The sequence below is a fragment of the Massilia sp. S19_KUP03_FR1 genome, from assembly GCF_036688685.1.
GTDB lineage: Bacteria > Pseudomonadota > Gammaproteobacteria > Burkholderiales > Burkholderiaceae_D > JALYUM01.
This window is the reverse complement of sequence record NZ_JAQQPS010000012.1, coordinates 124770-146557: the sequence shown is the minus strand read 5'-3', so window position 1 is coordinate 146557 and position 21788 is coordinate 124770. Positions and strand designations below refer to the sequence as shown.

Here is a 21788-nt window from a genome sequence, read left to right as displayed (position 1 = left end):
TCTAGTCACAATGATCTAAACCCCCTAGTCCTTCTCGCCCGGCCGCGCCCACTTCATGCCGATACCCCGTAAGGCCTGCGCTCCGTAGACTGCTGTCAATCGGCGGTCCATGCAGCTTGCGTGGAACCGAGTTCATTTCCTGGCGCCGCATCGGGCGCTGGCGAGGAGGCAGCATGAGTCACTTTTTGGATCGACTGAAGTTCTTCAACAAGACCACGTCGACTTTTTCCGGCGGCCATGGCGCCGTCGTCAACGAAGACCGCACCTGGGAAAACGCCTATCGCCAGCGCTGGCAGCATGACAAGATCGTGCGCTCGACGCACGGCGTCAATTGCACCGGCTCGTGCAGCTGGAAGGTGTATGTCAAGAACGGTTTGATTACGTGGGAAACCCAGCAGACCGACTACCCGCGCACCCGTCCCGACCTGCCCAACCACGAACCGCGCGGCTGTCCGCGCGGCGCCAGCTATTCCTGGTACGTGTATTCGGCGCAGCGCGTCAAGTACCCGATGGTGCGCGGTCGCCTGATGGAAATGTGGCGCGAAGCACGGAAAACCATGGACCCGGTCACGGCCTGGGACTACATCAGCCAGGACCCGGAGCGCGCCGCCCAGTACAAGGCGATTCGCGGCCTGGGCGGCTTTGTGCGCGCCACCTGGGACGAAAGCAACGAGATCATCGCTGCCGCCAACGCGCTGACGATCAAGAAATACGGTCCCGACCGCATCGTCGGCTTCTCGCCGATTCCCGCCATGTCGATGGTCAGCTACGCCGCCGGCACGCGCTACCTGTCGCTGATCGGCGGCGTCGCCCTCAGTTTCTATGACTGGTACTGCGACTTGCCGCCAGCGAGCCCGCAGGTGTGGGGCGAACAGACCGACGTGCCGGAATCGGCCGACTGGTACAACTCGACCTACCTGATGGTATGGGGCTCGAACGTGCCAATGACGCGCACCCCGGACGCCCACTTCTATACCGAAGTGCGCTACAAGGGCACCAAAACCGTGGCCGTCTCGTCCGACTTCGGCGAAATGGCCAAGTTCGGCGACATCTGGCTCGCGCCGAAGCAGGGCACCGACGCCGCATTGGCCATGGCCATGGGCCACGTCATCCTCAAGGAATTCCACACTGCCAGCCAGTCGCAGTATTTCAAGGGCTACGCCAAGCAGTTCACCGATTTCCCGATGCTGGTGTTGCTCAAGGAGCAGAACGGCTTCCTGGCGCCCGAGTATTTTCTGCGCGCGTCGCACCTGGCCAACAACCTCGACGAGACCAACAATCCGGACTGGAAAACCCTGGTCATCGATGAAACCAGCGGCGACATCGTGGCGCCGGCCGGCTCCATCGGCTTCCGCTGGGGCGAGACCGGCAAGTGGAACCTCGAAATGAAGGAAGGCGGCAACAACCGCCCGGTCGATCCCCAACTGTCACTCATCGGCGCCCATGACGACATCGTCGCGGTCGGCTTCCCATACTTCGGCGGCCATGACGCCAGCGACATGCTGCTGCGTAACGTACCGGCCAGGCGCGTGACGCTGGCCGACGGCAGCAGCGTGCTGGTCGCCACCGTGTTCGACCTGACCATGGCCAACTACGGCATCGACCGGGGCCTGGGTGGCGGCAACGTCGCCACCAGCTACGACGACGACGTTCCGTACACGCCGGCATGGCAGTTCAAGCACACCGGCGTGAAAGCGGCCGATGTGATTACCGTGGCCCGTCAGTTCGCCCAGAACGCCGACCAGACCGAGGGCAAGAGCATGGTCATCGTCGGTGCCGCGCTGAACCACTGGTACCACATGGACATGACGTACCGCGGCATCATCAACATGCTCATGATGTGCGGTTGCGTCGGCCAGTCCGGCGGCGGCTGGGCCCATTACGTCGGCCAGGAAAAACTGCGTCCGCAAACCGGCTGGACCCCGCTCGCCTTTGCGCTCGACTGGAACCGCCCGATGCGCCAGATGAACGGCACCTCGTTCTTCTACGCCCACACCAGCCAGTGGCGCCATGAAAAGCTGCACACGGAAGAGATTTCGTCGCCGCTGGCCGGCGCTGACGTCGCACCGATGAGCCTGCTCGACTACAACGCCAAGGCTGAACGCATGGGCTGGCTGCCGTCGGCGCCGCAGTTGCAGACCAATCCGCTGGATGTGGCACGCGATGCCATCGCCGCCGGCATGCTGCCCGCCGACTATGCACTCCAACAGATCAAGGCCGGCAAGCTCGAATTTTCCTGCGACGACCCGGACAACCCGGCCAACTTCCCGCGCAATATGTTCGTCTGGCGCTCGAATATCCTGGGCAGCTCCGGCAAGGGCCACGAATACTTCCTGAAATACCTGCTCGGCACCCAGAATGCCTTGATGAGCAACGAAGACGATTGCATCAAGCCGCGCGACGTCAAAATCCGTCCCGCCGCTGAAGGCAAGCTCGATTTGCTGGTGGTGCTGGACTTCCGCATGTCCACCACCTGCCTGTATGGCGACATCGTGCTGCCAACCGCCACCTGGTACGAGAAGGACGACCTGAACACGTCCGACATGCACCCATTCATCCACCCCTTGTCCGAAGCGGTGCAGCCATTGTGGCAGTCGCGTTCCGACTGGGATATTTACAAGGGCATCGCCGAGAAATTCACTGAGATCGGCGGCCAGCTGCTGGGCACCCAGCAAGACCTGGTGCTCACGCCTCTGCTGCACGACACCCCGGGTGAACTGGGCCAGCCGTTCGACCCGAAAGACTGGCGCGCCGGCGAGTGCGAGCCGATTCCCGGCAAGACCATGCCGAGCATGACGGTGGTCGAGCGCGACTACACCCAGATCTACAAGAAATTCACGTCGGTCGGCCCGCTGCTCGAATCGGTCGGCAACGGTGGCAAGGGCATTGCGTGGCAAACCGGCCACGAAGTCGATGTCCTGCGCGGCGTGAACCGCGTGGTGCTGGAAGAAGGCATCTCGAAAGGGCAGCCGCGCCTCGACACGGCGATCGATGCCTGCGAAATGATCCTGTCGCTGGCGCCGGAAACCAATGGCCACGTGGCGGTGAAAGCCTGGGCGGCGCTGTCGACAATGACGGGGCGCGACCATACCCACCTGGCGCTGCCACGCGAGCACGATACGATCCGCTTCCGCGATGTGCAGGCCCAGCCGCGCAAGATCATTTCGTCACCGACCTGGTCGGGCCTGGAATCGGAAGAAGTCAGCTACAACGCCTGCTACACCAACGTGCACGAAATGATCCCATGGCGCACCCTGACCGGCCGCCAGCAGTTCTACCAGGATCACCGCTGGATGCGTGACTTTGGCGAGGGCCTGTGCGTCTACAAGCCGGCCATCGACACGAAAACGACCGCGGCCATGCTGGGCGCCAAGCCGAACGGCAACATGGAGATCGCGCTGAACTTCATCACGCCGCACCAGAAGTGGGGCATCCACTCGACCTACTCGGACAACCTGCGCATGCTCACGCTGTCGCGTGGCGGACCGCACGTGTGGTTGTCGGAGGTCGACGCCAAGGCTGCCGGCATCGTCGACAACGACTGGCTCGAGGTGTTCAACGTGAACGGCACCCTGACGGCCCGTGCCGTGGTCAGTCAGCGCGTACCCGAAGGCATGACGATGATGTACCACGCCCAGGAAAAGATCATCAATGTCCCTGGCGCGGAGATCTCGGGCAAACGCGGCGGTATTCACAATTCGGTGACCCGGACCGTGACCAAGCCGACCCACATGATTGGCGGCTATGCCCAGCTGTCGTACGGCTTCAACTATTACGGCACGGTCGGCTCGAACCGGGATGAATTTGTCCTGGTACGCAAGATGAACAAAGTCGACTGGCTGGAAGGCCCGTTGGACCCGCTGGCGGGCCTGCCACCATCAAGGAGCAAAGAATGAAAATCAGAGCGCAAATCGGGATGGTCCTGAACCTGGACAAGTGCATCGGCTGCCACACTTGTTCGGTCACTTGCAAGAACGTCTGGACCAGCCGCGACGGCGTCGAGTACGCCTGGTTCAACAACGTCGAAACCAAGCCCGGCATCGGTTATCCGAAGCAGTGGGAAAACCAGGATAAATGGAAGGGCGGCTGGACCCGCACCGCGGCCGGCAAGCTCGAGCCACGCCAGGGCAGCCGGCTGAAAATTCTGGCGAACATCTTCGCCAACCCGAACCTGCCGCAGATCGACGAATACTACGAGCCGTTCACCTACGACTACGAGCGCCTGCAGAACGCGCCGCTGTCGGAAACGCCGCCGACGGCGCGGCCGATCTCGGTGTTGACCGGCAAGAAGATGGAAAAGATCGAATGGGGCCCGAACTGGGAAGACGACCTGGGCGGCGAGTTCGCCAAGCGCAGCCAGGACAAGCTGTTCGACAACATGCAGAAGGAGATGTACGGCACGTTCGAAAACACCTTCATGATGTATTTGCCGCGCCTGTGCGAGCATTGCCTGAACCCGACCTGCGTGGCGTCGTGCCCATCCGGCTCGGTCTACAAGCGCGAAGACGACGGCATCGTGCTGATCGACCAGGACAAGTGCCGCGGCTGGCGCATGTGCATCTCCGGTTGCCCGTACAAGAAGATTTATTACAACTGGTCGTCCGGCAAGGCCGAGAAATGCACCTTCTGCTATCCGCGCATCGAAGCGGGCCAGCCGACGGTGTGTTCGGAAACCTGTGTCGGCCGCATCCGTTACCTGGGCGTGCTGCTGTACGACGCCGACAAGATCGAAGCGGCCGCATCGGTGGCTGACCCGCGCGACCTGTATCCGTCGCAGCTGGGCCTGTTCCTCGACCCGCACGATCCGGCCATCATTGCCGAAGCGCGCCTGCAAGGCATTCCCGACAGCTGGCTGGAATCGGCCAGGCGCTCGCCGGTCTACAAGATGGCCGTGCAATGGAAAGTGGCGTTCCCGCTGCATCCGGAATACCGCACCTTGCCAATGGTCTGGTACATCCCGCCGCTGTCGCCGATCCAGGCCGCTGCCGAATCGGGCCGCATGGGCCGCAACGGCATCCTGCCCGACACGCAGAGCCTGAGGATTCCCGTGCAGTACCTGGCCAACCTGCTCACCGCCGGCGACCAGCCGCCAATCATCAAGGCGCTCGACCGGATGCTGGCCATGCGTGCCTACATGCGCAGCAAGAGTGTCGAGAAGGTTGTCAACCTGGAAGTGCTGGAGCAAGTGGGCCTGGACCAGGCCACTGTCGAAGACATGTACCACATCATGGCGATTGCGAATTACGAAGACCGTTTCGTTATTCCGAGCAGCCACAAGGAAATGGCGGAAGACAGTTTCAACGAGAAGGGCAGTTGTGGTTTCAGTTTCGGCAACGGCTGTTCGGACGGCGTCAGCGAGCCGAGTTTGTTCGGCAAGAAGAAGCAGGGTTCGGCGATTTTCATGGCCATGCCGAAGTCGCGCAAGAAGCCGGACAACCACGATGCCTGAGCGTCGCCACTAAGGATAAATGATGAAAACCTATCAAGTATTATCGGCCCTGCTGCAGTATCCCGAGCAGGACCTGGTGGAAGCCCTGCCGGAACTCGGGACCTGCCTCACCACACACGAGGGCGCGCTGACGCAACTGGGCGCACTGTTCGTGCATCTGGCCACCACGCCGTTGATCGACCTGCAGCAGCAGTATGTGATGACGTTCGACCGCAATCCATCGCACTCGCTGCACCTGTTCGAGCACATCCACGGCGAATCGCGCGACCGCGGCCAGGCCATGGTCGACCTGCTGGCCGAATACAGCCGGCACGGTTTGCAAATGGTCGGCAATGATTTGCCCGACTTCGTGCCGCTGTTCCTCGAATTCATCGGCCAGCAGGACGAGCAAGAAGCGCGGCGCCTGCTGGGCGACGCGATCCACGTGCTGGCGCACATCGGCCGCAAGCTGGCGGCCAATGGCAGCCCGTACGCCTGCGTGTTCGCCCTGCTTGAAACGATGAGCCCGGTGGTGGCAGAGGTGTTGTCCGAGCCGCCGGTGCGCGACATGGACGAGGCGCTGGAAACCTTCGGCCCCGGCGCCGACGGCGTCGAGCCGTTGCTCAAAACCATGGCGGGCGCGCGGTCGATCACGCAACCGATCAATTTCTATCCCAAGGCCGCTGCCGCGCAGCGCACTTGAAGGAGCTGACATGAACTATCTGAATCAATTCCTGTTTGGAATCTATCCCTACATCGCGCTGGCCGTGTTCCTGCTGGGCAGCCTGATCCGTTTCGACCGTGAGCAATACACGTGGAAATCCGAATCGAGCCAGACCCTGCACACGGGCATGCTGCGCCTGGCCAGCCCGCTGTTCCACATCGGCATTCTCGGCCTGTTCGGCGGCCATGTGGTGGGCCTGCTGACGCCAGTTGCGGTGTGGGACTTCCTCGGCGTCGAACACGGCACCAAGCAGATGGTCGCGATGGTGGCCGGCGGCTTCATGGGCCTGCTGACGCTGGTCGGCCTGGTGCTGCTGCTGGCACGCCGCTTCTCGAGCGACCGCCTGATGAAAGTCACCACCTTCAAGGACAAGGTCGTGCTGTTCTGGATCCTGGCCACGCTGCTGCTGGGCCTGTCGTCGATCTTCGCATCGGCGTCGCACATGGACGGCCACATGATGGTGCTGCTGATGACCTGGGCCCAGCACGTGCTGACGTTCCGCGGCGACGCTGCCGGGTTCGTCATCGACGCGCCGCTGGTGTTCAAGCTGCACCTGTTCATGGGCATGTCGCTGTTCGTCATCTTCCCGTTCACCCGCCTGGTGCACGTGTGGAGCGGCTTCGGCGCCCTCGGCTACCTGGGCCGCGCATGGCAACTCGTGCGCGCGCGTTAATCAGATCAGGAGAACACCATGAGCATTGCTGTCAACGGCGTCGAACTGAGCGACGCCACCATCGAACGCGAATTGCCGCACCACCAGGGCGCGGCCAATCCGCTCAAGCAGGCCGTGCACGAACTGGTGCTGCGCCAGGTGTTGTTGCAGGAAGCGGCGCGGCTGGGCTTCGAGCAGCCTGATGAGGACGTGCGCATCGAAGCGTTGTTCGCGCAGGAAGTGCTGGTTCCGGAACCGGATGCGGCCGCCTGCCTGCGCTATTACCAAAGCCAGCTGGCGCGCTTTTCCAGCGGCGCCATGGTTGAGGCGCGCCACATCCTGTTCCAGGTGACGGCATCGGCGCCTTTGGAATTGTTGCGCGACACGGCCGAGCTGATCCTCGACGAACTGCGCGTGCGTCCCGAGCGCTTCGACGCGCTGGCGCGCGAGTATTCGAACTGCCCGTCCGGGGCAGTCGGCGGCAGCCTGGGCCAGCTGGCCCGGGGCCAGTGCGTGCCCGAGTTCGAAGACCTGCTGTTCCGTTTGCAGCCGGGGGAGTTGTCGGGCCGCCTGCTGGAAACCCGCTTCGGCCTGCACATCGTGCAGGCCGAGCGCACGGTGGAGGGCAAGCAGGTGCCGTTCGACGCGGTGCACATGCAGGTGGCCGACGCGCTGCGGCGCCAGTCGTGGCAGCGCGCTTTGCACCAGTACCTGCACATCCTGGTGGGGCGCGCCGGTATCGAGGGCGTCGAGCTGGAAGGCGCCGCTACGCCGCTGGTGCAGTAGCGCCGGCGGGGTGGCGCTGGTCGTTCGTGCAGCAGTGTTGAGCAGATGCCACGCCTTACCGCGCTGGCAGCCTCGAAAAACGGATCGCCGGGTTGTTGTCCGGGCAGTGATGCCGCGCGATGCCTGTCCATTTGCCCAAAGTGACTAAGTCGTCATGCCTAGTGCCACGCGCGCCGGGCATCGCTACAATCAACTTCCCCCATGCCACCAGGAGAGCGCGATGTTACGCGACCGGTTTGGTCGGTCCTTCGACTACTTGCGGGTATCGGTTACCGACCGTTGTGATTTGCGCTGCACCTACTGCATGCCGCCCGAATTCAAAGGCTTCGAAGAACCTGCCGACTGGCTCACGTTCGACGAAATCGAGCGGGTCGTGGCCGCGTTTGCGCGCCTGGGAACGCGGCGCGTGCGCCTGACCGGCGGCGAGCCGCTGACCCGGCGCCACCTGCCGCAACTGGCAGGGCGCCTGGCCGCCTTGCCGGGCCTGGAAGACTTGTCGATCTCGACGAACGCCACCATGCTGGCGCGCCACGCAACGGCCCTCAAGGCAGCCGGTGTGGCGCGCATCAACGTCAGCCTCGACTCGCTCGACCACGCTGGCATGGCCCGCATCACCGGCCGCGACAGCCTGCCATCGATCCTGCAAGGGCTGGCGGCAGGGAAGGCGGCGGGCTTCGATCCCATCAAAATCAATATGGTGGCCATGCGCGGCGTGAACGACCACGAAATCGACGCCATGGCAGCTTTTTGCATCGAGCAGCACTTCATACTGCGTTTGATCGAGGTGATGCCGATGGGCTCCACCGGGCAGGACAGCGCCTATTTGCCGCTGCATGGCGAATACGACCGACTGCGCGTCAAATTCGGCCTGCAGCCGCAAACTGCCACACTGGGTGGCGGTCCTGCGCGCTACCTGTCCACGCCCGACGGCCACACCAGCATCGGCTTCATCACCCCCATGTCGCAGCATTTTTGCGCCAGCTGCAACCGCGTGCGCCTGGCCGTGGATGGCACGCTCTACATGTGCCTGGGTCAGGAAGAAAAATACGAACTGCGCCCGTTGCTGCGCGCGGGCGCCAGCGACGCCGACCTGGAACAGGCGATCCGCGTGGCCATCGAACGCAAGCCCGAGCAGCACGACTTTACCCGTCAGCCCGACAAGATCATCCGTTTCATGTCGCAGACGGGCGGGTGACGTCCATGTGTCTTTGAATCCGGCGTGTATACTCGGTTGCACGTATTTTCAAACTTTCCCTCTGGAGTCTTCATGCCTCACGCTGAGCCAGGTCGCGTACCGCCAAGCCCGCGTGCAGGTGCGCCGTGCTGACCCCCCTCGTCATCTCGATGTGGCAGAAACTGTCGACCCGCATTGTCGGCCTGCTGCTCGGGTATCTGTTCATGGCGCTGGCCGTTATCGGCACCACGTTGCTGCTGTCATGGGAGTTGCAGGGCAGCGCGGCCGCCATCAATGTCACGGGCAGCCTGCGCATGGACAGCTATCGTCTGGGCATGCTGCTCGTCGACCGGCCGGCGACTGCTGTCGATGGCGCGCGCCAGGAACAGCTGCGGGCGCAAATCAAGCGCCTCGACGACACGCTGGCGCTGCTGCGCCGCGGCGATCCGCAGCGGCCGCTGCTGTTGCCGTCGGGCGGGGCAATTCGCGGTGGCCTCGACCTGGCTGGCGCGCATTGGCGCGGCCAGTTGCGCCCGCAGGTGCTGGCCACGCTGGCCGGCCGCGGCCCCGGCACTGACAGGCTGGAAGGCGATATCGACCGGTTCGTCGGGCAGCTCGACGTGCTGGTCGCGCTGATCGAACAGGACGCCGAATCGAGCGCGCTCTGGCTGCGCGGCTCGCAATTGCTCCTGCTGGCGCTGGCATTGCTGGGCACAGTGGGGATTACCTACACATTGTTCAATATGATCATCGCGCCGGTACAGCGGCTGCAAGTGGCCATCGAACGCATGCGCAAGCAGGATTTTTCGGTACGCCTGCCGGTCGACAGCAAGGACGAGTTCGGGCGGCTGGCACAGGACTTCAACCTGATGGCGGACCGCTTGCACGAACTGTACGGCAACCTTGAACAGCTGGTCGAAACCAAGACCGTGGCGCTGGAGGGCCGCAACCGCGAGCTGGCACTGCTGTTTGAGAGTGCGTCGTTCCTGCAACAGGCGCAATCGGCCGAATCGCTGTGTTCCGGCTTCCTCACGCGGATCCGCACTTTTTTCCACGCCGAAGGCGGCTCGGTGCGGGTGCTCGACCCGACCCGCGGCATCCTGCACATGATGTGCCACCAGGGCCTGTCGCCGGAGCTGCTGGCGGCCGACCACTGCCTCAAGGTGGGCGATTGCCTGTGTGGCGACGCGGCACTGAAAAAAATCTCGGTCGTGCACGACATGCGCCGCATGCCCGAAACGCAGCGCCTGACGTGCCAGCGTGCGGGGTTCGTCACCGTGTCGGTCTTTCACATTTTTGCGCAGAGCCAGCACCTGGGTTTTTTCAACCTGCATTTCCGCCAGGCGACGACCTTGAATGCCGGCCAGACGGCGTTGCTCGAAACGCTGGGACAGTTACTGGGCACGGCCATCGAAAACCAGCGCCTGGCCGAGCGCGAGCGCGAAATGGCCATCTCCGAAGAGCGCAACCTGGTGGCGCAAGGGCTGCACGACAGCATCGCGCAAAGCCTCAACTACCTCAATTTGCAGGTGCAGATGCTGGAGCAGTCGCTGGCGCAGCGCCAGTACGACGACGTCGCCACCATCGTGCCGGCGCTGCGCATCGGCGTGGAAGAGAGTTACCAGGATGTCCGTGAACTGCTGCAGAATTACCGCACGCGCCTGCAAGAGGGAAATTTTGTCCAGTCGCTCGAGGTGGCCGTGGAAAAGTTCCGGCGCCAGACCGGGATCGACATCACACTGGTGGCCGACACCGATGGCGCACCGTTCCCGCGCGAACAGCAACTGCAACTGTTGTTCATCGTGCAGGAAGCGCTGTCGAACGTGCGCAAGCACGCCGCCGCGCAGCACGTGTGGGTACGCCTGCGCGACGACCACGATTTCCTGTTGACCATCGAAGATGACGGCAAGGGCTTCGTGCCCGCGCTGGCGGGCGGCGAGGGCGACGGCCATATCGGGATCCACATCATGGGCGAGCGCGCGCGCCGCCTGGAAGCGGTCCTGACAGTCGACTCCGCGCCCGGCGCGGGTACCCGCGTCGAGTTGCAACTGGCAGGCGCGCTGCGCCGTGCCGCCTGAATAACAAGGAATGCGCACCCCATGGACAATCTCCCTACCAAGGTTTCGAACGCAATCAGCGTGTTACTGATCGACGACCACACCCTGTTTCGCAGCGGCATACGCTCCTTATTGCAACGCAATCCCGAGTTCGTGGTGGTGGGCGAGGCGGCCGATGGCGTCGACGGCATCAAGCGCGCCTTGCAGCTGCAGCCGCAGGTGATCCTGCTCGACCTGCACATGCCCGGCATGTCGGGCCTCGAAACGCTGCATCTGCTGCTGCAGGACTGTCCCGACAGCGCCGTGGTGATGCTGACCGTGTCGGAGGATGCACTCGACCTGTCAGCCGCGCTGATCGCCGGCGCCACGGGTTACCTGCTCAAGAATATCGATACCGAATTCCTGACCCGCGCCATCCGCCGCGCTGCCGCGGGCGAGACGGTGGTCGCGGAGGCGATGACGGCGAAACTGGTGGCCCAGCTGCATGGCGGCGCGCCGTCGGCTGCATCCGAACTGGACAAGCTGACGCCGCGCGAGCGCGACATCATCGGCTGCCTGGCGCGCGGCGAAAGCAACAAGGCGATTGCGCGCACGCTCGACCTGGCCGAAAGCACCGTCAAAATCCACGTGCAGAACGTCCTCAAGAAACTCAAGCTGACCAGCCGGGTGCAGGCGGCCGTCTTTGCCGTCGAAAACGGCATCCTGGGTAACAGTGTCCGCTGACCGCGGGCCATTCTTGCTACGCATCACGGCAAACGCGCACCGGTTTCCCACCCGCGGCGCGGGAACACACACTGGCTGTGTCACCTGCTGTGTCACTTTTATGCGCCCAGCGGGCGCGCCACAGCAGTTCCCCGAGCAGGCCAGACCATGAAAATTGCGCACATCGACGAACCGCGCGGTGCGCGCGCCACACCCACCCGGCGCAGCACGCGGCCGCCCTGGCGCCTGGGCTTTCGCCCGTTCTATCTTGCCGCAGCAGTGCTGGCGGCGCTCGCGATCCGGCTGTGGATGGCGCAATACCTGGGCGGGATCGATGGCGCGGCCATGCCGGTGTTGCACGTCGGCCTCGGCTGGCACATGCACGAAATGGTGTTCGGCATGGCCACCGCCGTCGTGCACCTGGCGGCGCTGGCGCTGTTGTGGTGTGCGGGGCGCGGCGTCATGCTGTTCGCGCCGCCACTCCTGGCGGCAGTGGTCGACTGGGTCTTTCTGCCGCTTGCGACGTGGCCGCTGTGGCGGGTGCTGAAGCAGAGCAGCAACCGGCGTAATTATTTCCTGGTATTCCTGCTCGGCTTGCTGGCGGTCGCCAACGGCGTCTACCACGCTGGCACCGTGGGCTGGCTCGCTCTGTCACCAATGGCGCCCGTGCAGGCCGCCATCCTGGTGATCGTGGTGATGGCGTCGGCCATCGACACGCCAGCGCACCATGCCTGACATAGTGATACACCGTCTCGGCACCAACGGCCAGTCCGACGCCAGGGAGCCGCGCGACGGCATCGGCTGCAGCGCGGTCGAGCTTGTGCAGGGCGGCAGAGTCGGACGGCGACTGCTCGAAAATTATGTCGCGCCTACGTTGGAGATCCAGTCCAAGCGACTGTTGCATCTGATCGGACGATGCAACAGCAGCGCACAGCGCCTCGTCGGTCCGTGCCTTTGCCGCAACGGCTAGCGTTGCAAGATGGCGGCGCGCCATGCTCTTCATCTCGGCATCGCTGGCGCTGTTCGCGACGCCCGATGGTGTGCTGGCGCGTAGCGGCGCTGCGACGGCGGTCGACGCGACGCACAGGAGGCTGACGAGCCATGCCTTCCCGGACCGTGTACAAGTTGCCTGGAAGCTGAGGAAGATAGGTCGGTCTTTCTGTCGTTGTGCCAGCTGCCGTCCCTGACTACGGGCGCTGCCCGGCGCCGGAGACGGCTCTAGTGCCCGTCGTCGGACCAGTGGGGCGGGTCACTCGCGAGCCTGTTCACGCCATAGCCAGCGCCAACGCCGTGCAGGCTCGTATTTCCAGCCCCTGTGCGCGGGGCAGTGGTGATCGTTACCGGCGTGCCGTCAGCCCTGTTGATGGTGAGGTCACCTGACCAACCGATTGTCATATCCACCGCCAATCCTTGTGTGTGTCGCGACGCCAGGGCAGCAGGGTGTGCCATTCCATAGCCGTTGACCATGGCTTGCGCCGCCGCTTTCGATGCCGTGAGATCGACGTTACCATCAGCGTTGCGATGCGCCCAGCAGATTTCGATAGCTTCACGTTCTGGAACGTTTCATGGCGCCCGTAGAGGTCGCCGGCGATTGACCTCCGCTTTTGACCGTTGACGCTCCGGCAGGAACCGTGAATGTCCGTGATACTGAGGATGGACCCTCGCCTGCGGTTGTCAGCGCACGGTCGGGGTTGGCCGTGGCAACTGCCTGAGCGGCGACCGGGCTTGCGCTTAGCCTGCTGACTTTGCTTTGCGCACGCCTGGTCTCTTGCATGAACTGCTGCCGGTCGAACGCTACTGCCGCCAACAAGGCTTTTGACCTTACTGGGTTGGTTTGAGGCACCGGGGTGATGTCTTCCATGTGGCGGATGAAGCTCACCACGCCGCTGCTGCTCGGCTGCCATCCGGCTGTGTCCTGACTGAAGTCTTTATTGGCGACGGTACTGGGAAAGCTAAGACCTTGCAGCTTGAGCTGGAGGTGCCCCGCGACCTCGACTGTGGTAAGCGTCGTCGCCAGGTGGTTTTACGTGGGGGTCAGTCTGACTCAGGCAGTTCGGGCACGATCATGCCGCGCCGATCGTCGGCGCGGAAATCACCTGTCTCCCGATAGGCGAAAAGGGCCGTGACGGAAAAATCCGGGGTTCCGGCGTACAACCCGAAGTCGTACTCTGGAGCCTTCATTGCGCGCGACAGCGGCGACTGCTCGATGTGCAGCCGCTTGGCCGCGCGGGCGAAGTCGATTTCTTCGGCCGCTGCCAGAAAACAGCGAAGGTGGCGACGTTCACGCATTCACTTCTGCTGGCCTTTATCGCTGACGCTGTGCCAGTTCGATGATGACGCGTTCGAGCGTCGTCGTTCCTGCCCATTCGACTGCGGTGGGATCGCTCTTGATGTCGATATGTGAGCAATTGAGGCCACGGGTCATGTCGGCGAAGCCAGCCAGGGCGGCGCTTGAGAAATGGGCATCCGCCAGCGCATCTGACCACTTTGTTTCCGGCAGGACTACCACGTCGACGGGCTTCTGGCGCGTGGCTGAAATAATGGCGGCGACATCATCCGGGGCGTAGTCTTTTGGCCCCGCGAGAGTGACGATGCAGGTCCCCGTCCTTTTTTCTTGCAGCAAAGCAGCTGCGGTGCGACCGACATCGACAGTCGCCACCATCGGGAGCGGACGCTGTGGTGGTGCCAGAAACGTCGGCAGAGTGCCGCTGCGCATGGCCTGTCCGACCATCGGCATCCAGTTCTCCATGAAATAGGCCGCGCGCAGGAAGATGGTGGAAACACCGGTTTCGCCCAAATGCTGTTCGAACATGCGGTTCATCCTGATCCATCCGGTTCCGCTGTCACGGTCGGCGCCCACCGAGGAAAGCGCCACAAGCCTGGGAACCTCCGCCGCGACCGCAGCGCGCGCCGTGGTATCGGCAATCAAGTCTGCCCTCTCGAACAGGTCTTCACGATTGTAGTGCTGCGGACTGACAACATAAGCGCCCTGGATCTGACTGAGCGCCTTGGTCATCGAGGCCAGGTCTGTCAGGTCGGCCACGGCAACTTCTGCGCCGCGTTCGGCCCACGGCCGACCCTTGGCTGGGTCGCGCACCACGACCCGCACCGGATGGCCGGCGCGCAAAAGCGCATCGGCGGCAGCGGCGCCGGTACGACCGGTCACGCCGAATACAACGTAGGGAAGGGGGAAGGTAGCAGTCATACAAGAATCTCCTGTTAAGGTGAACCAGAATGTTGCATGATTACCAGACATATATAAATGGCATGAAAGTCATAGTCAACATGCGCCAAGTGGATTTATCTACAGTCGACCTCAATCTGTTAAAGCTGTTCGATGCACTTGTTCGTGAGCGAAGCGTCACCCTGGCGGGCCTGCGCCTGGGCTTGAGCCAGCCGGCCGCCAGTCGCGCATTGGGTCGACTGCGCACGATGCTGGGCGATCGCTTGGTGGTCCGCGGCAAGCTTGGGCTGGAGCTGACGCCACGCGGCGAAACGCTGGCAGGTCCAGTGACCAGGCTGCTGGACGATGCCCGGGGCATCGTCTCGCCTGCCGTCTTCGATCCCGGCTCTGCAACGGGTCGGATCGTGATCGCCGCGCACGACCACCTGAGCCTGGTGGTCCTTGCTGGTTTGATCGGCCGCTTCGAGCGCCATGCGCCTGCGCTCAGTCTCCAAATCGCGCAACCTGCCGGGGACAATGTGCGGCTTATCGAGCAGGGGGGCGCAGATCTGGCACTGGGCATTTTCGAGGCATTGCCTGGCAGTTTTCATCGACGCGGCCTTTACGCCGACAGCCTGGTTTGCGTGGCGAGGTCCGATCACCCCTGTGTGACAGACGGACTCAGTCTGGCGCGTTATGTGACCCTGCGTCACATTGCGGTGACCATTTCTGGCGTGGGGGAGAGTGCCGTCGATGTTGCTCTCTCGACACAGGGGCTCACTCGCCACGTCGCGCTGCGCGTTCCCCACTTTCTGACTGGTGCTATGTTGGTGGCGGACAGTGACATGATTCTCACGCTGCCAAGCCGTTTGGCGCGCCTGCTTGCGAAAAGGCTCTCGCTCGCGCTTCTGGATCTGCCGCTACAGGTTGCGCCCTTGATGCCAGCCATGATCTGGCACGAGCGCTTTCACCGCGACCCCGCCCATGTTTGGGTCAGACAACAGCTTGTCGACGTCGTCGCGTCGTTCAAACCGTAGAAATGATTTACATCGCGATTCCGGAATTTTCGGCTTACACCACTGACTTTGGCGAACTACAGCGGCAGCGCAAGCTGCGTAGAATGAATCTCCACGAGTTTGCCAGACACGCGAGAGCCGTTGGAAATACTGCTTTTCGTACTCGACCGGCGACAGGTCATTGCTGACGCTGCGCCGGCGCTTCGGATTGTAAAACATCTCGATGCAATCAAAGACGTCCTGTTTTGCTTCTTCCCTTTCCCGTCAGTCTTGCGCCGAATTCGCTCCCGCTTCAACAGCTGGAAGAAGCTCTCAGCGACGGCGTTGTCATGACACTTTCCACGTTTGCTCATGCTTTGTCGCATGTTCGAGATCGGCGCGCGCATCCAGGTGTTGGCCGCGGCGTGCTGTTCGCGGCCCGCGCCAACCGCCTCTACAAGCTGTACCTTCATCTGGCCTCGCTCGACCAGTTCGATCCGGTCACCCGCAACACCATCGAACGGACCTAGTCGCATGGCCGCAGCTTCGAGCAGGTGCGGGACGAGACCAAGACCCATTACGCACGCGCCGCGCCAGCCGAGATCGCGCGCGCCATATCGACGCCGCTGCCGAGGCGCTCATGCAGGGCGCCGCCGCGCAACGTGGCGTTGCACGGCATGTGCCTGGGCGGCGGGCTGGATCTGGCGACTTCCTGCGACATCTGCCTGGTCGCCACCATCGCTGCCAATTCCGCGCTGGCGGTGCAGGGCGTCAAGCAGGTGCTCGAGCATGCCCAGGATCACAACGAGGAAGACGGCCTCGAATATGTCGCCCAGTGGAGCACCAATTTCTTCCTCAGCGGCGACCTGGACGAAGCGCTGCAGGCATTCCGCGAAAAACCCGAGCCGCGCTTCAGCGGCGAACAGGGCACCAGCGGCGGATGTCTTCGACCAGGCGCGGCAGGAATTCGGCGCGCCGGTTCTGGTAAAAAAAATGGTCGCCAGGCAGCACCTGCATGCTGAACGGCCCGCTGGTTTGCTGTTCCCATTGTTGCAGCGCGCTGTGGGTGACGGCGTGGTCGTCGGCGCCGCCGTAGGCCAGCAGTGGCCAGTATTGCGCCGGGCCGGGTACGGCGCGGTAGGTTTCAACCATGTGCAGGTCGGCGCGCAAGATCGGCAGGTAGATGGCCAGCAGCGACGGCTCGGCCAGCAGCGCGGCCGGCATGCCGCCGTAGCGCAGGCGCAGGCGCTCGACCAGGTCGGCGTCGGGCAGGGTGTGCAGATACTCGCCCGGGCCGCTCTGCAGGCGCGGTGCGGCCCGGCCCGACACGATCAGCAGGTCGGGTGGCAATTGGCGTTTGCCGAGCGCACGCGCCAGTTCGAGCGCGAGCAGGGCGCCCATGCTGTGGCCAAAAATGGCCAGGCGGGCGGCGCCAGGCGCGGCCGCAACCGCATCGGCCAGTTCCTCTGCCACGCCGGCCAGGTCGGTGCGCAAAGCCTCGCGATAGCGGGCGTCGCGGCCGGGCAACTGCACCGGCACCAGTTCGATCTCGGCGGGGAGTTCTCTTTTCCACGGATGGAACACGGCCACGCCGCCGCCGGCGTGCGGCAGGCAAATCAGGCGCACGCGGGGCGCGTCGGTCGGGGCGGGAAGGGAAAACCAGGCGCTGCTTGTCATGGGGCTTGATCGAGGAAGTGGAGGGGGCGTTCGGCTTGGCGGCCTGGCTTGCCAAGCAGTATTATATCGAGCCGCCGGCCGCGTATGCGCCGCACCGAAGCGGCCCATCACCACGCCCGCGAGACCCCTTAGCGATGAACACGCCCTGCCTGCCCGACGACGAATTGCATGTGTGGTGGTGGCCCGGCGCCGCCCCACCGGCCGCCGCGCTCGCGTGGCTGACGGCCGGCGAGCGCGCGCGCCATGCGCGCTTTCTGGTCGAGGCCGACCGCGACGCCTTCCTCGCCGCGCACGCGATGCTGCGCATGCTGCTAGACCACTACGGCTGCGCGGCGGCGCGCCAGCCGTTCGCCACAGCGGTGCATGGCAAGCCTGGCGTGACCGGCGGGCCTTACTTCAACCTGTCGCACACGCGTGGGCTGGTGGCGTGCGCGTTTTCGCGCAGCGCCGAAGTGGGCGTCGACGTCGAACACGGCGCGCGCACGAATGATTGGCAGCGCCTGCTCGACCAGGTCCATGCGCCGGAGGAATGCGCCGCCCTGCGCGCCTTGCCCGAGGCCGAACAGCAGCGCCGCTTCTACCAGTCGTGGACGCGCAAGGAAGCCTGGGCCAAGGTCGGCGGCGAAGGCTTGCATCTCGACTTCCGTACCCTGAATGTGCTGCGCCCGCCGCCGTCCCTGTTTCTCGCGTCATTCGACGTCGCTGCGGGTTTCGAGGCTGCCGTCGCCTGCGCGCGCGCGCCGTCGCGCCTGCTGGTGCGGCGCTTCGACTGGGCGCGCGCGCTGCTATAATTTCGCCATGGGACTGACCAACATCACGCGCCGCTTCGCCGCCTGGATCGCATGCATTGCGATGCTGTTTGCTGCGCTGGCGCCGTCGATTTCCCATGCCATGTCCACGCTGCCAGGCGATCCCTCGACCGAAATTTGCAGCACCAGCGGTTCGAAATTTGTGAAAGTCACGGCCAGCAGCGACGACGTTTCCTATCCAGGTAAACATCCTCTCGTCCATGTCGAACATTGCCCGCTGTGCGCCACGCATGCCGGCACGTTCCCCTTGCCACCGTCTGCGGGCTTCATTATCCCGCTGATCGAGACCCAAGCAACCCACCCCTTGCTGTTTTTTCAGGCGCCGCATCCGTTGGCGATCTGGACTGCCGCGCAATCGCGCGCGCCGCCTTTCCTCGCCTGATTTTTCCGTAGAGCCCTGACTTGCCGGCATGGCAGGTCAACGCCGGCTGCCGTTCCCGGATCGCGCCGCCATGCGGCGCCGCCATCACATCAGAAAGAATTTCAGCATGCAACTGCGAACCTTCAGCAGCGTCGCGCCTGCCCATTTCAGCGGCAAGCTGGTCCTGATCTTCTTCGGGTTCACGCAGTGCCCGGATGTCTGCCCGACCGCCCTGGCGCGGGCGGCGGAAATCAAACGGCTGCTGGGGCCGGACGGCAAGCGCCTGCAGGTCATCTTCGTGACAGTCGACCCGGAGCGCGACACACCCGCCATCCTCAAGGCGTATACCGCGGTGTTCGATCCGGGCTTCATCGGTTTGTGGGGCTACCTGCAACAGACCGCCAGGGTCGCCGAAGAGTTCAAGATCTATTTCAAAAAGGTGCCAACCGGCGATTCCTACACCATGGACCACACCGCGCTCAGTTATGTGTTCGATGCGCTGGGCCATGTCCGGCTGGCCGTGAAACACGCCCAAAGCGCGCGCGAGTGTGCGGACGACCTGCGCAAGCTCTTGTATCCCGCCTGACTTTATTTATTCAAGGAGACTCCCATGCCATTCATCCCCCGCAGCGCCCTGATTCTGGCCGCATTCGTCGTATCCACCGCCCAGGCCCAAGTACGCGTGAGCGACCCCTGGGTGCGCGCAACCGTTGCGCAGCAAAAGGCCACCGGCGCCTTCATGCAACTCAGTTCGCCGGGCGATACCCGCCTGGTGAGCGCGGCGTCACCCGCCGCCGCCATCGTGGAAATCCATGAAATGGCCATCGAAAACGATGTGATGCGCATGCGCCAGGTGCCTGCGCTGCCGCTCCCGGCCGGCAAAACCGTGGCGCTGCAACCTGGCGGCTTCCACATCATGCTGATCGACCTGAAACGCCAGGTCAAACCGGGCGAGACGGTGCCGCTCACGCTGGTATTCGAAAACGCCAGCGGCAAGCGCGAGCGCGTCGACGTGACCGCCCCGGTGCGCTCGCTCAATGCGACCGCCCCGGCCGCGCATCCACAGCACTGAACCATCACGCATACAAGAACGGACCGGACAGGTCCACCAACCAGAGAAAACGTCATCGCATGAATCATTTGAATTGTAAATCTGCTGCGAAGGCCGCAGCGCTGGGATGGGCAGTGGCCGCAGGTAGCCCAGCACTGGCACAGGGCACGGCTCTCCTTGCGCGCACGCCAACCGTGATCGTGGCGGGGCAGGCCTTACACGACGGCCAGCTCGCAGGCACGCTGGCCCTGGGCACCAACGGCGCAGCGATGGACGTGCCGTTTTCGGTCGACAGCGTCGACGGCGAACGCGTGCGCGACCAGGCCGGCACCACCCTGCAGGACGCGCTGCGCAATATTCCCGGCGCCCAGGCCGATTCGGGTTTCAACGGTTCGCACACGCAGTTCTTCATCTTGCGCGGCGCCGTCGCCGATAGCGGCACCGGCTCCAACCGCATCCTGCGCGACGGCGTGCGCCTGTCGAATTATCCCTATGTGCCAGCCTTCATCGACAGCGTGGATGTGTTGCGCGGGCCCGGTGCGGCGGTGGGCGTGCGCAGCGAGCCGGGTGGCACGGTCAATCTCGTCACGCGCCGGCCGACGTTGGCAAACGCCGGCAGCGTGCTGGTGTCGGCCGGTCAGCACGCCGCGCGCGAATACACCGTCGACGTGAATCGGGTGCTGTCGGCCGAGGATGAACTGGCGGCGCGTATCATTGCCACCCGTTCTGCGGCCAGCGAATGGCGCCATGTTCCCGACCGCCTCGACGCCGTCAAACTCGGCATCGCCAAAAGCGACGGCCGCCGCTACCATCTGCGTGCCGGCTTCGAGGCGATCGACCAGACCTATCGGCCCGACTACGGCATCCCGGCGCTGGGCGGGCGCCCGGTTGCCATCCCACGCGATACCCAGTTCGGCGAACCCTTCGGCGACTCGACCACGCAAAACCGCATCGTCGACCTGCACGGCGACGTTGCCCTCACCGAGACCACCCGCCTGGCGGTTGACGCCACCCACCTCGAAGCGCATTCGACCTCGATCAAAAATCTGTTGAACGGTACGCCACTGGCCGGTCAGCCTGCCGGGACCTACGGCCGGGTGTCGGCCTGGGAACCCGGTACCACGCGCCGAATTTCGAGCATCGCCGCGTCCTTGAGCAGCGAGCAGACCTTCGCCGGCCTGACCCACCACCTGTTTTTTGGCCTCGACAAGTACCAGGAAACGCTGAACCAGCCGTCCTTAAGCGTCCCGGCCGCCACCAGCCCGGCCATCAATGTCTACGCCCCCGTCTACGGGCGCGTGACGGCGCCCCCGGCAGGGGTGGCGCTTGCCCGTTCGCTGACGACCGAAGACCTGTCGTCGGTGGCGGCGTCGGCCCAGGACCAGGTCGACCTCGGCGCCTGGTCGCTGGTGGCGGGATTGCGCTACACGGACCAGCAATTCCTGTATGGCGCCGCCAACACGCTGCCGGTGGATGAAGCGCGCTGGTCGCCGAAGCTGGGGCTGCTGTACCGCGTGTCAGTGCAGCACAGCGTGTACGCGAACGTCGCGGCCGGCATGGCGCCGAACCAGGTGTCGTCGTCATCGAACCGGTCGCTGCCTTCGCGCGTATCGCGCCAGGCCGAACTGGGCTGGAAATCGCTCTGGCTGGGCGGTGGCCTGATGGGCGATGTCGCCGTGTATCGGCTCAACCAGACGAATATGATTTCGGCCGACCAGAGTACGCCGGCCAACAATTTTGATTTCACCGTCGACGGCGCCGCCCGCTCGCAAGGCCTGGAGGCGTCGCTGACCGGGGCCGTCACGACGCACCTGACGGTGGCCGCGACCTACGCGTACACCAACGCCGTGTATCTGCAAAACGCCGTGTATGGCGGTAAGCGGGTGCCGAATGTGGCGCGCCACGCCATGACCTTGTGGGGCCAATATCGCTGGAACGAGGCCTGGAAAACCGGCGCCGGGCTGTACCTGCGAGGCGCGCGTTTCGCCGACGAGGCCAACGGCACCACGCTGCCCGGCTACGGCCGCGTCGATGCGACCCAGACCTGGGCGCAAAAAATCGGCAATGGCCAGTCGCTCGAACTTCAACTGGCGCTGCGCAATGTCTTCGACCAGCAGTATTTCGTGTCGAGCCACCTGCACGTGTCGCGCTGGATCACGCCGGGGGAGGGGCGCAACGTCAGCCTGACTGGCACCTGGCGGTTCTGAAC

Annotated in this window: 19 protein-coding genes and 2 pseudogenes; 17 read left to right on the top strand and 4 right to left on the bottom strand. The window is 64.0% G+C overall.

Annotation, left to right across the window (positions count from 1 at the left end; all coding sequences use genetic code 11):
• Positions 1–173 precede the first annotated feature (173 nt).
• From V6M87_RS15040 to V6M87_RS15000, 9 genes are all read left to right on the top strand, one after another.
• A complete protein-coding gene (locus tag V6M87_RS15040) occupies positions 174–3896 on the top strand; it encodes a nitrate reductase subunit alpha (protein WP_332877458.1) in 3723 nt (1240 codons plus the stop codon).
• On the top strand, positions 3893–5449 hold the full coding sequence (gene narH, locus V6M87_RS15035) for a nitrate reductase subunit beta (RefSeq protein ID WP_332877457.1): 1557 nt from the start codon (positions 3893–3895) through the stop codon (positions 5447–5449). The genes V6M87_RS15040 and narH overlap by 4 nt, the downstream gene beginning before the upstream one ends.
• Before the next feature lie 22 nt (positions 5450–5471).
• Positions 5472–6131: a nitrate reductase molybdenum cofactor assembly chaperone gene (gene narJ / locus V6M87_RS15030; RefSeq protein ID WP_332877456.1), complete on the top strand. Its 660-nt coding sequence runs from the start codon at positions 5472–5474 to the stop codon at positions 6129–6131.
• A gap of 10 nt (positions 6132–6141) precedes the next feature.
• Positions 6142–6825, top strand: coding sequence for a respiratory nitrate reductase subunit gamma (gene narI, locus V6M87_RS15025; protein ID WP_332877455.1), 684 nt, complete (start codon positions 6142–6144; stop codon positions 6823–6825).
• A gap of 18 nt (positions 6826–6843) precedes the next feature.
• Positions 6844–7590, top strand: a complete 747-nt coding sequence (locus V6M87_RS15020; RefSeq protein ID WP_332877454.1) for a peptidylprolyl isomerase — start codon at positions 6844–6846, stop codon at positions 7588–7590.
• Between the two features lie 220 nt (positions 7591–7810).
• Positions 7811–8785 carry a GTP 3',8-cyclase MoaA gene (moaA, locus tag V6M87_RS15015; protein ID WP_332877453.1) on the top strand — a complete coding sequence of 325 codons (975 nt, stop codon included), beginning with the start codon at positions 7811–7813 and terminating at the stop codon, positions 8783–8785.
• 125 nt (positions 8786–8910) lie between these two features.
• On the top strand, positions 8911–10842 hold the full coding sequence (locus tag V6M87_RS15010) for a type IV pili methyl-accepting chemotaxis transducer N-terminal domain-containing protein (RefSeq protein WP_332877452.1): 1932 nt from the start codon (positions 8911–8913) through the stop codon (positions 10840–10842).
• Positions 10843–10863: 21 nt separating this feature from the next.
• A complete protein-coding gene (locus V6M87_RS15005) occupies positions 10864–11544 on the top strand; it encodes a response regulator (protein ID WP_332877451.1) in 681 nt (226 codons plus the stop codon).
• Positions 11545–11691: 147 nt separating this feature from the next.
• The gene (locus V6M87_RS15000; protein WP_332877450.1) at positions 11692–12258 is read left to right on the top strand and encodes an NnrS family protein; all 567 of its coding nucleotides are present in this window, start codon (positions 11692–11694) and stop codon (positions 12256–12258) included.
• 1416 nt (positions 12259–13674) lie between these two features.
• On the opposite strand, the pseudogene V6M87_RS14995 reads toward V6M87_RS15000, so the two are convergent.
• Both V6M87_RS14995 and V6M87_RS14990 read right to left on the bottom strand, forming a co-directional pair.
• Positions 13675–13812 (bottom strand): annotated as a pseudogene (locus V6M87_RS14995) (LysR family transcriptional regulator); the annotation flags it as partial.
• Between the two features lie 16 nt (positions 13813–13828).
• Positions 13829–14728 carry an NmrA family NAD(P)-binding protein gene (locus V6M87_RS14990; protein ID WP_332877449.1) on the bottom strand — a complete coding sequence of 300 codons (900 nt, stop codon included), beginning with the start codon at positions 14726–14728 and terminating at the stop codon, positions 13829–13831.
• Between the two features lie 62 nt (positions 14729–14790).
• Between V6M87_RS14990 and V6M87_RS14985 the strand changes: the two genes are divergently transcribed.
• Complete coding sequence (locus V6M87_RS14985; RefSeq protein ID WP_332877448.1) at positions 14791–15723, top strand: LysR family transcriptional regulator; 933 nt, start codon at positions 14791–14793, stop codon at positions 15721–15723.
• 105 nt (positions 15724–15828) lie between these two features.
• Here V6M87_RS14985 and V6M87_RS14980 read toward each other — a convergent pair.
• Positions 15829–16067: pseudogene (locus V6M87_RS14980) on the bottom strand (IS3 family transposase); the annotation flags it as partial.
• Here V6M87_RS14980 and V6M87_RS14975 point away from each other — a divergent pair.
• Entirely contained in the window at positions 16032–16211 is a 180-nt protein-coding gene (locus V6M87_RS14975) for a hypothetical protein (RefSeq protein WP_332877502.1), read from the top strand. The pseudogene V6M87_RS14980 and the gene V6M87_RS14975 overlap by 36 nt on opposite strands.
• Positions 16212–16235: 24 nt before the next feature.
• Positions 16236–16703, top strand: a complete 468-nt coding sequence (locus tag V6M87_RS14970) for a hypothetical protein (protein ID WP_332877447.1) — start codon at positions 16236–16238, stop codon at positions 16701–16703.
• Here V6M87_RS14970 and V6M87_RS14965 read toward each other — a convergent pair.
• A complete protein-coding gene (locus V6M87_RS14965) occupies positions 16594–17358 on the bottom strand; it encodes a thioesterase II family protein (RefSeq protein ID WP_332877446.1) in 765 nt (254 codons plus the stop codon). The genes V6M87_RS14970 and V6M87_RS14965 overlap by 110 nt on opposite strands.
• 134 nt (positions 17359–17492) lie before the next feature.
• Between V6M87_RS14965 and V6M87_RS14960 the strand changes: the two genes are divergently transcribed.
• The 5 genes from V6M87_RS14960 to V6M87_RS14940 all read left to right on the top strand — a co-directional run bounded on the left by V6M87_RS14960 (position 17493) and on the right by V6M87_RS14940 (position 21786).
• A complete protein-coding gene (locus V6M87_RS14960) occupies positions 17493–18149 on the top strand; it encodes a 4'-phosphopantetheinyl transferase family protein (protein WP_332877445.1) in 657 nt (218 codons plus the stop codon).
• Positions 18150–18156: 7 nt separating this feature from the next.
• Positions 18157–18549, top strand: a complete 393-nt coding sequence (locus V6M87_RS14955) for a DUF2946 domain-containing protein (protein WP_332877444.1) — start codon at positions 18157–18159, stop codon at positions 18547–18549.
• A 70-nt stretch (positions 18550–18619) separates the two neighbouring features.
• On the top strand, positions 18620–19114 hold the full coding sequence (locus V6M87_RS14950) for an SCO family protein (protein WP_442920595.1): 495 nt from the start codon (positions 18620–18622) through the stop codon (positions 19112–19114).
• Positions 19115–19138: 24 nt separating this feature from the next.
• Positions 19139–19600 carry a copper chaperone PCu(A)C gene (locus V6M87_RS14945; protein WP_332877442.1) on the top strand — a complete coding sequence of 154 codons (462 nt, stop codon included), beginning with the start codon at positions 19139–19141 and terminating at the stop codon, positions 19598–19600.
• Positions 19601–19713: 113 nt separating this feature from the next.
• Positions 19714–21786, top strand: coding sequence for a TonB-dependent receptor (locus tag V6M87_RS14940; RefSeq protein WP_332877441.1), 2073 nt, complete (start codon positions 19714–19716; stop codon positions 21784–21786).
• The last annotated feature ends 2 nt before the right edge of the window (positions 21787–21788 follow it).

What these genes read in the sequence shown, in the direction of transcription:
- V6M87_RS15040 (WP_332877458.1), top strand. Translation starts at nt 174, where the DNA reads ATGAGTCACTTTTTGGATCGACTGAAGTTCTTCAACAAGACCACGTCG.
- narH (WP_332877457.1), top strand. Translation starts at nt 3,893, where the DNA reads ATGAAAATCAGAGCGCAAATCGGGATGGTCCTGAACCTGGACAAGTGC.
- narJ (WP_332877456.1), top strand. Translation starts at nt 5,472, where the DNA reads ATGAAAACCTATCAAGTATTATCGGCCCTGCTGCAGTATCCCGAGCAG.
- narI (WP_332877455.1), top strand. Translation starts at nt 6,142, where the DNA reads ATGAACTATCTGAATCAATTCCTGTTTGGAATCTATCCCTACATCGCG.
- V6M87_RS15020 (WP_332877454.1), top strand. Translation starts at nt 6,844, where the DNA reads ATGAGCATTGCTGTCAACGGCGTCGAACTGAGCGACGCCACCATCGAA.
- moaA (WP_332877453.1), top strand. Translation starts at nt 7,811, where the DNA reads ATGTTACGCGACCGGTTTGGTCGGTCCTTCGACTACTTGCGGGTATCG.
- V6M87_RS15005 (WP_332877451.1), top strand. Translation starts at nt 10,864, where the DNA reads ATGGACAATCTCCCTACCAAGGTTTCGAACGCAATCAGCGTGTTACTG.
- V6M87_RS15000 (WP_332877450.1), top strand. Translation starts at nt 11,692, where the DNA reads ATGAAAATTGCGCACATCGACGAACCGCGCGGTGCGCGCGCCACACCC.
- V6M87_RS14990 (WP_332877449.1), bottom strand. Translation starts at nt 14,728, where the DNA reads ATGACTGCTACCTTCCCCCTTCCCTACGTTGTATTCGGCGTGACCGGT.
- V6M87_RS14985 (WP_332877448.1), top strand. Translation starts at nt 14,791, where the DNA reads ATGAAAGTCATAGTCAACATGCGCCAAGTGGATTTATCTACAGTCGAC.
- V6M87_RS14975 (WP_332877502.1), top strand. Translation starts at nt 16,032, where the DNA reads ATGACACTTTCCACGTTTGCTCATGCTTTGTCGCATGTTCGAGATCGG.
- V6M87_RS14965 (WP_332877446.1), bottom strand. Translation starts at nt 17,358, where the DNA reads ATGACAAGCAGCGCCTGGTTTTCCCTTCCCGCCCCGACCGACGCGCCC.
- V6M87_RS14960 (WP_332877445.1), top strand. Translation starts at nt 17,493, where the DNA reads ATGAACACGCCCTGCCTGCCCGACGACGAATTGCATGTGTGGTGGTGG.
- V6M87_RS14955 (WP_332877444.1), top strand. Translation starts at nt 18,157, where the DNA reads ATGGGACTGACCAACATCACGCGCCGCTTCGCCGCCTGGATCGCATGC.
- V6M87_RS14950 (WP_442920595.1), top strand. Translation starts at nt 18,620, where the DNA reads ATGCGGCGCCGCCATCACATCAGAAAGAATTTCAGCATGCAACTGCGA.
- V6M87_RS14945 (WP_332877442.1), top strand. Translation starts at nt 19,139, where the DNA reads ATGCCATTCATCCCCCGCAGCGCCCTGATTCTGGCCGCATTCGTCGTA.